The following is a 7,891-nucleotide window of genomic DNA, read 5'->3' as shown; positions in this document are numbered from 1 at the left end:
ATATCGAGGGCTCCGAGGGCAAGTACGCCGTCAAGGTGCCGTCGCTGATCGAGACGCCCGAGGATGTGGCGGCGCTGCCGGTGGTCGCCGGCCCCAATGCCGTGGTTCAGGCCAAGGACATCGCGACGATCCGCTCCACCTTCAAGGATGCCGAGACGGTGACCCGCCTCAACGGCAAGCCTGCCATCGCCATCGAAGTGAAAAAGCGCATCGGCGCCAACCTGATCGACACGCTCGCCAAGGTCAGGGAGGTCTCCGACGCCTTCGTCAAGACCATGCCGCAAGGCATGAATGTCACCTACACGCAGGACAAGTCGGTCTTCGTCAACCAACTGCTCGGCGATCTGCAGAACCATGTGATGATCGCCGTCATCCTGGTGTTCATCGTCATCCTCTACGCGCTGTCCGGCCGTGCCTCATTGTTGATCGGCCTGGCCATTCCATCATCGTTCCTGATCGGCATCCTGTTGCTTGCGATGATGGGTTACACGATCAACATGATCGTGCTGTTCAGCCTGATCCTGGCGGTCGGCATGCTTGTCGACGATGCCATCATCGTCACCGAATTCGCCGAGCGGCGGATGGGCGAKGGCATGCCGAAGGCGGAAGCTTTCGCGCTTGCTGCCAAGCGCATGGCCGGTCCGGTCATCGCCGCGACGATGACGCGCATCGCCGCCTTCTCGCCGCTGCTGTTCTGGCCGGGCATCATCGGCGACTTCATGAAGTACATGCCGATCACGCTGATTGTCACGCTGTCGGCGTCGATGCTCTACGCGCTGGTGTTCGCGCCGACGCTGGGGGCGATCTTCGCCAAGGCACCCGAGCACCATGCGGATGACAATCGCGACGGCTGGTACATGGCCATCGTCAAGCAGGCGGTGCGGTTCCCCATCACCGTGCTGGTGCTGACCGTGGCGCTGCTGTTCGGCGTCGGCTTTGCCTATTCGAAATATGGCGCCGGTGTCGAGTTTTTCCCCAGTGTCGAGCCAGACTACGGCCTGCTCTACGTGCACGCTCGCGGCAACCTTTCGCTGGCCGAAATGGATACCGCGACCAAGACCGCCGAAAACAGGCTGCTCGGCTGGCCCGGCATCAAATCGGTCTACACCCGCGTCGGCAAGACGCAAGGCGGCGGGCAGGATGTTCCGGAAGACGTGGTCGGCGTCATTCAGTATGAATTCATCGACTGGCGCGAGCGCAAGTCGGCGAACCAGATCCTGAGCGATTTGCGCGGCGTCATGGCCGGCATTCCCGGTGTCGATGTCGAGGTTCGTGTACCTGAAGCCGGTCCGCCAACCGGCAAGCCGATCCAGATCAGGCTTTCGGCGATCGATCCCAAGGGGCTTGACGACAAGGCGCGCGCCGTCGCGGCGCGCATTGCCAAGGTGCCCGGCGTCATCGACATTTCCGACGGCCTGCCGCCGCCCGGCGTCGACTGGGCGCTCGAGGTCGACCGCGCCAAGGCGGCGCAGTACGGCATCAGCCCGACTTCCGTGGGAACCGTGGTGCAACTGGTGACCAACGGCCTGAAGCTCTCGGAATACCGGCCGGCCGGCGCCGACGATGCCGTCGACATCCGGCTGCGCCTGCCCGAAGACCGGCGCACACTGTCGACGCTCGACGAGTTGAGGGTACAGACCTCGCAAGGTTCGGTGCCGATCTCGAATTTCGTCGTGCGTAAGCCCGAACCGACCGTTGGTATCCTCAACCGCATCGACGGCGCCCGCACGGTGGTCGTCCAAGCAAACGTCGCCGCCGGCACCCAGGTCGCGGCCGTGCAGCAGGAGGTCACCAAGGCTGTCGCCGATATGGATCTCGGCAGCGGCATACGCTGGAAGCTGGCCGGTTCCAACGAGGACAGTGCGGAGGCCAGCGCCTTCCTCGGCAAGGCCTTCGGCGCGGCCATCTTCCTGATCTTCCTCGTACTGCTGATGCAGTTCAACAAATTCACCAGCGTGCTGATGGTGCTGTCCTGCGTGGTCATGGCGACGATCGGCGTGTTCCTGGGGCTGCTGTTGACGGGAGAGGCCTTCGGCATCGTGATGTCGGGCATCGGCGTGATCGCGCTGGCCGGTGTGGTGGTGAACAACAACATCGTGCTGATCGACACCTATGACCGGCTGCGTGAAGAAGGCTGGGACAAGATGGAAGCGGTGCTGCAGACCTGCCGCGAACGGGCCCGTCCCGTGGTGCTGACGGCGGTGTCGGCGATCCTCGGCGTGCTGCCGATCGCCTTTGGCCTCGGTCTCGAAATCTTCCATCATGAGACGACCATCAACGCGCCGTCGACGCAATGGTGGATCTCGCTGTCGTCGGCGATCGTCTTCGGCCTGTCCTTTGCGACCTTGCTGACGCTGGTGGTGACGCCGTCGATGCTGATGATCTTCACGCGCAGCAAGAACAGCCGCTTCTACGCGTTTTTCCGTCGGTTATTCCGGCGCGGCAAGGGAAAGGTCTCGTCGACCGAGACGCCCGATACGGATGTGGGCAGCGAGCCGGCTATCGCCTTTCCGAAGGCAGCCGAATAGACCTGCCTGCGAACCTCCGACGCAAAGGCCRCCCGGAACAACCGGGCGGCCTTTTGCATTGTCCCTTGAGCAAAATGTCAGTGCGGGGAGTTCTTTATGCCGATCACCACCATCCTCATCATCGTCCTGATCCTTGTCCTCATTGGCGCGATACCGGCCTGGCCGCATTCGCGCTCCTGGGGTTATGGGCCGTCGGGCATTGTCGGTGTCGTGCTGGTGGTGCTTCTGGTGCTGCTGTTGATGGGGCGGCTCTGAGCCGCCCTCATTCGGTGGCGAGATGGGTGTGGACAGACGGGCGGGCATAGCTGCGCCCGCCGACGTGCCTATCAGGCAGCTTTCGCAACGCCATTCACCGTGGCGATGCCGATGTCCTCGAGAGCCTCGGCGACCGCCTGATCCAACGGCGTGTGCGGAGTCTCGCCGATGATATGTTCCAGCCGCGTCGAGACCAGCCGATGCGGCTCGAAGCGCAGATAGGACATCGAGACGATCTCGCGCCACATCGCCACGAACGGGCTGCCGGCACGCAGCACCCACCAAGGCATCGAGGTCATCTTGAGTGCTCGGCCAAGCGCCTTCTCTGACGCGGCCTTGAGTTCCAGATCGGTGATTGCATGGCCTGGAAAGTTCAGCGCCTCATAGAAGCCGAGCTTGTCGAGATTGCGCGCCAACGCGACGAAGCCTACGGCGAAGTCCGGCAGGTAAGCCCATTCATGCACCAGATCGACCGGACCGGGCGCGGTATAGATGCCCTTGTTCATCTTGGCGGCGACGACCAGATCGAACCATGACCCGCTGCCGGTGCCGCCGAAGAAGTCGCCGGCCCGCAAGAGAATGGTGCGGACACGTCCGGCCTTCGCCTCGCGGCGGAATAGGTCTTCCATGGCACAGCGGATGCGGCCCTTTTCCGTCGTCGGGTGGAAGGGCGTGTCCTCGGTGATCACCGCCGGCATCGGCGAGCCGTAATTGTAGACGGTGCCGGGGAAGAGGTGCAGCGCGCCGTTCGCGTGGCAGGCGGCCATGACGTTTTCGGCCATCGGCAGGCACTTGCCCCAGTCGGTGTAGATCGGGTTGAGGCCGTTGAAGATGATGTCGACGCCTTGCGTGGCGCGGATCAGGGCTTCGCGGTCGAGCGCGTCGCCGGCAACGGCCGTGGCGCCCTTGAGTTCGGCCGGCACCTTACCGCTGCGGGTGATGGCGCGGACGTCATAACCCGCATCGATGAAGGCCCTGGCGACCACACGGCCGAGCCGGCCATTGRCACCGAGAATTGCGATCTTGGTCATTTTTTGTCTCCGTGTCGATGTTTTGCAGCTCGAATATGGTCTCCTCGTGGGCGAATGGAAATTGACTATGTATGGAGGTTTGATATTCATAAATGAATGAAAGAAATCGACTGGAACTTGATCAAGAGCTTTGTCACTGTGGCTGAGACCGGCAGCCTGTCGGCCGCCGCTCGGAAGCTCTCGGCCAGCCAGCCGACGCTTGGCCGCCATATCGCCGAGCTTGAGCAGGCGCTTGACATCACGCTGTTCCGGCGTGGGCGCCGCGGCTATGAACTGACGGAAGCCGGCAGCACGCTGTTCGAGCGCGGCAAGGCGGTGAGCGAGCAGGCAAGCGCCTTTTCGCTGCTGGCGCTGGGGTCGGTCGAGGCGATCGAAGGCACGGTGCGCATTGCCGCCAGCGAGGTGGTGGCAGCTTATGTGCTGCCGGAGATAACGGCGCGGCTCGGCATCGAGGAGCCCGGCATCGAGGTCGAGATCGTTGCTTCGAACCAGGTCGAGAACCTGTTGCGCCGCGATGCCGACATCGCCATCCGCATGGTCAAGCCGGGGCAGAACGAGTTGCTGGCGCGCAAGGTCTGCGATATCAGGCTCTGCGCCTGCGCGGCCAAATCCTATCTCGACAGGCGCGGCCGCCCGCTGGAGCCTGCCGACCTTGTCGAGCACGCCCTTATCGGCTTCGACCGCAGCGACGAGATGATCAGGGGCTTCACCCAGTATAGTATCCCTGTCACCCGGAACAGCTTCCGCTTCAGGGCCGACAACCAGATCGTCTTGTGGGAAGCTGTGCGGGCGGGAAACGGCATTGGCCTCGGCCAGGAGCCGCTGGCCGACCGTGATCCATTGATGGAAAAGGTGCTGCCTGGCCTGCCGCTGCCGGTGCTGCCGGTATGGCTGGCCATGCATCGCGACGTGCGCACCAGCGTGCGCATCCGCCGCGTGGCGGATTTCCTCTACGAGGAACTCAAATGCTACTCGGCCGGCGTGGCGTCGGGCGCGAATTCGGCGCGGTGAGCAAGCCCGGCCATCAGCAGCACGACGACCAGTAGCCCCGACATGGCGATGAAGATCGGGCCGAAGCTGAAATGCTCGGCAACGAAACCGATCGCCGACGGTGCCACCAAAATGCCGGAATAGCCCATGGTGGTGACCACGCTCATGCCGGTGCCCGACGACATGCCTTCCTGGTTGCCGCCAGCCGAAAAGATGATCGGCACCATGTTGGCGATGCCGAAGCCGCACAAGGCAAAGGCCGCGATAGCAAGCCAGGGCGAGGGTGACAGCCCGGCGATCAGCATGCCGGTGGCAGCGACGAGCGCCGACGCGCGCAACGTCATCACCGCGCCGAGGCGGTTGCGAACGCCGTCGCCGAAGAAGCGCATGATCGCCATGACACCTGAGAAGGCTGCATAGGCGAGACCGGCAACGGCAAGGTCTGCACCAAGTTCCTGCCTGAGATACAGTGCCGCCCAGTCGAGCACCGCGCCTTCGGAGATCATCGTCAGCAGCGCCATCAGGCCGACGAGGTAGACCAGCGGATTTCCCGGCAGCGCGAATTTGTGATGCTCGGTCGCCTGCGGCCTGTCCTCGGCGACCAGATGGCGAACCGCCACCGCGATCACCGCGAAGGCGAGCGCTGTCACCACCGCAGCGTGAGCGAGGTGGCCGTAGTGCTGGATGGCAAAGCCGCCAAGGCCGCCGCCGGCGAAACCGCCAAGGCTCCAGAAGCCGTGCGAGGATGACATGATGGCGCGCGAAAGCCGCCGTTCGACCACCACCGCATTGGCATTCATGGCGACGTCCATGCCGCCGATCGAGCCGCCGAAGATGAACATGGCGATAGCCGCCAGCGGCACGTTGGGGGCCAGCGCCACAACCAGCAGCCCAAGGCTGCCGCAAAGACCGAACCAGCGCAGCACGGTGCGCGAACCATGTTTCGAGATTAGGTGGCCGCACCAGGTCATAGCGGTGACCGCGCCGGCGCCGAACAGCAGGATCAGCAGGCCGAGCGTGAACTTCGTGATCTCCAGCCGTGTCAGAAACACCGGGATCTGCGGCGCCCAGCTGCCGGTCAGGAAGCCGTTGGCGAGGAAAATGGCTGCCACGGCCCATCGTCCGCGAATGGCAGTCTGGATGGCGTTTTGCGCGTCCATGGCTCGAATCCGGTCAAGAAATAGCTTTGCGCGGCAAATTAGATCGATTCAATTTTCAGTCAAGCGGTCTTTCGGAAAAGCATTTGGGCCAAACACAGCCTTGGAAATGGCCGGTAATGTCGAGGGCTAATTAGTGGTCCTTGGGCCGCCGCGCCTCGAATTCAGCCTTCTTGGCATCGGAGGCCTCGGTCTGGTTGATCGCCTGCCATTCAGCATAGGGCATGCCGTAGACGATCTCGCGCGACTGGTCCTTGGACAGGCCGACGCCTTCGGCCTCAGCGGCTTCGCGATACCAGTTCGACAGGCAGTTGCGGCAGAAGCCGGCGAGGTTCATCAAGTCGATGTTCTGTACGTCGTTGCGCTCGCGCAGGTGTTCGACCAGCCGGCGAAAGGCGGCAGCCTCGAAATCGCGCTTCTGCTCGTCGCTGAGTTCGGTCATCGAAACCTCCTTGCGGCTTTAAAGCGGCCCGGTGCGGGAGCCGAATTGCTTGACCACATGTATATCGGGACGGCGGTCGATCGCGTCAACGATCGGCGCCAGGCGCTGCGCCCAGGCGATCGCGCCCGTCTGGTCCGATATCAGGTCCTGGCGGATCTCGATCAGCGCATGGGCGAAGCCGTTGATGATGGCGTGCTTGTACATGGTGTCGCCGCGCAACGCGCCGTCATAGGGTTCGTTGTCGCCAACCACGAGGCTCTTGTCGGCGGCCAGCATGTCGATCAGCGGCCGCGCCACCCGGTCATCCCGATCCCACAGGATGCCGACATGCCAGGGACGTTGGATCCCTTGCATGGCCGGGGTGAAGGAATGCACCGAGAAGATGAAGGGCGTCTGGGCAGAGGCCTGCGCGACCGAGGCAATCATGGCGCCGACGGCGTCGTGATAGGGCCGGTAGAAGGCGTCGAGCCGCCTTTCGCGCTCCTCGGCAGCAATTGGGTAATTCCCGGGCACGACGGTGCCGTCATAAAGCTGGCGAATGAGCGTCGGATCGTCCTCGCCGCGGTTGGGGTCGATCAGCAGCCGCGAGAAATTGGCGAGCACCGCCGGCACGCCGAGCAAGGCAGCCAGTTCGCGCGTCACCGCCTCGACGCCGATATCATAGGCGATGTGACGGTCGAACTCCGCGGCCGGCAGGCCGAGGCTGCCATAGTTCTCCGGCAGATCGCGGCGGGCATGGTCGCCCAGAAGCACAATGCCTCGCTTGCGGTCGCCTTCGACGATGTCGAAAGGCGCGAAAACTGTGGATCGGGTCATTGGCGGGAAATGGTCTGTTCGCTGGCTTCCGGGGAGGGTGCTATCGTCATTCCACGAAGACGACGCTTGCGCAATGCCGTTGTTTGGCCAAGGTTTCCCGGGAAATCTGGCAGAAGTCGGCGAATTGTGCGCCGGAGCCTTTCTAAATCGATTGGAATTGGACAAAACGGCGCGTTGACATGCGCCCGGACTTTTCCGAAAAGGGGCGCAGAGAGATGCAGATGTGGTTCTTGAGGGGTTTTCGGATGGGTTCCGCCGGCAGGCAGCGCGGGCGCTCTGCCTTTGCCACGCCGCTCCTGATCCTTGCCGTGGGCCTGTCGGCGATGGTCATGGCCTCGCCGGCGCGCGCCGATTTCCGTGTCTGCAACGCCACGCAGAACCTGGTCGGCGTCGGCATCGGCTATCGCGCCAAGGCCGGCTGGATCACCGAGGGCTGGTGGCACATCGAGGGATCGAGCTGCAAGACGCTGATCGAAGGGCCGCTGTCATCAAGGTTTTACTATCTTTATGCAGAAGACGCCGAACGCGGTGGACGCTGGGACGGCCCGATCAACATGTGCGTGGCTGAAAAAGAGTTCAAGATCGCGGGCGTAACCGATTGCGTCGCACGGGGCTTTCAGCGCGCCGGATTCCAGGAATATGACACGGGCGAACAGGCAAGCTGGATGGTCC

The 7,891-nt window shown here is 63.2% G+C and carries 8 protein-coding genes; 4 read left to right on the top strand and 4 right to left on the bottom strand.

The features are described from left to right. Together ACXJ7R_RS19250 and ACXJ7R_RS19245 are read left to right on the top strand one after the other, a co-directional pair. A partial coding sequence (locus ACXJ7R_RS19250; protein ID WP_457153231.1) for an efflux RND transporter permease subunit occupies nucleotides 1–2,528 on the top strand: 2,528 nt, incomplete at its 5' end. A gap of 96 nt (nucleotides 2,529–2,624) precedes the next feature. Continuing rightward, nucleotides 2,625–2,783, top strand: a complete 159-nt coding sequence (locus ACXJ7R_RS19245) for a DUF3309 family protein (RefSeq protein WP_095089435.1) — start codon at nucleotides 2,625–2,627, stop codon at nucleotides 2,781–2,783. Nucleotides 2,784–2,854: 71 nt separating this feature from the next. Here the strand turns inward: ACXJ7R_RS19245 and ACXJ7R_RS19240 are convergent, their stop codons facing one another. Beyond that, nucleotides 2,855–3,814 (bottom strand): SDR family oxidoreductase, encoded by a 960-nt coding sequence (locus ACXJ7R_RS19240; protein WP_457153230.1) that lies wholly within the window; start codon nucleotides 3,812–3,814, stop codon nucleotides 2,855–2,857. Between the two features lie 96 nt (nucleotides 3,815–3,910). Here ACXJ7R_RS19240 and ACXJ7R_RS19235 point away from each other — a divergent pair, with 96 nt between their 5' ends. Then, on the top strand, nucleotides 3,911–4,825 hold the full coding sequence (locus tag ACXJ7R_RS19235; protein ID WP_457153229.1) for a LysR family transcriptional regulator: 915 nt from the start codon (nucleotides 3,911–3,913) through the stop codon (nucleotides 4,823–4,825). On the opposite strand, the gene ACXJ7R_RS19230 is transcribed toward ACXJ7R_RS19235, so the two are convergent. The 3 genes from ACXJ7R_RS19230 to ACXJ7R_RS19220 all read right to left on the bottom strand — a co-directional run bounded on the left by ACXJ7R_RS19230 (nucleotide 4,783) and on the right by ACXJ7R_RS19220 (nucleotide 7,219). Then, nucleotides 4,783–5,964: an MFS transporter gene (locus ACXJ7R_RS19230; protein ID WP_457153228.1), complete on the bottom strand. Its 1,182-nt coding sequence runs from the start codon at nucleotides 5,962–5,964 to the stop codon at nucleotides 4,783–4,785. The two genes, ACXJ7R_RS19235 and ACXJ7R_RS19230, sit on opposite strands and share 43 nt — an antisense overlap. A 130-nt stretch (nucleotides 5,965–6,094) precedes the next feature. Continuing rightward, nucleotides 6,095–6,403, bottom strand: coding sequence for a DUF1244 domain-containing protein (locus ACXJ7R_RS19225; protein ID WP_457153227.1), 309 nt, complete (start codon nucleotides 6,401–6,403; stop codon nucleotides 6,095–6,097). Nucleotides 6,404–6,421: 18 nt separating this feature from the next. After that, complete coding sequence (locus ACXJ7R_RS19220) at nucleotides 6,422–7,219, bottom strand: N-formylglutamate amidohydrolase (RefSeq protein ID WP_457153226.1); 798 nt, start codon at nucleotides 7,217–7,219, stop codon at nucleotides 6,422–6,424. Nucleotides 7,220–7,542: 323 nt separating this feature from the next. On the opposite strand from ACXJ7R_RS19220, the gene ACXJ7R_RS19215 reads away from it, so the two are divergent. Continuing rightward, nucleotides 7,543–7,891, top strand: a 349-nt coding sequence (locus ACXJ7R_RS19215; RefSeq protein ID WP_457153232.1) for a DUF1036 domain-containing protein, incomplete at its 3' end; no start/stop codon positions are given.

The sequence above is a fragment of the Mesorhizobium sp. P5_C1 genome, assembly GCF_054049815.1.
Note: the sequence above shows the minus strand (reverse complement) of the source record. Positions and strands in the feature narration are given on the sequence as shown.

Excerpts from the sequence above, each read along its gene's own strand:
- ACXJ7R_RS19245 (WP_095089435.1), top strand. The coding sequence starts at position 2,625 with ATGCCGATCACCACCATCCTCATCATCGTCCTGATCCTTGTCCTCATT.
- ACXJ7R_RS19235 (WP_457153229.1), top strand. The coding sequence starts at position 3,911 with ATGAAAGAAATCGACTGGAACTTGATCAAGAGCTTTGTCACTGTGGCT.
- ACXJ7R_RS19230 (WP_457153228.1), bottom strand. The coding sequence starts at position 5,964 with ATGGACGCGCAAAACGCCATCCAGACTGCCATTCGCGGACGATGGGCC.
- ACXJ7R_RS19225 (WP_457153227.1), bottom strand. The coding sequence starts at position 6,403 with ATGACCGAACTCAGCGACGAGCAGAAGCGCGATTTCGAGGCTGCCGCC.
- ACXJ7R_RS19220 (WP_457153226.1), bottom strand. The coding sequence starts at position 7,219 with ATGACCCGATCCACAGTTTTCGCGCCTTTCGACATCGTCGAAGGCGAC.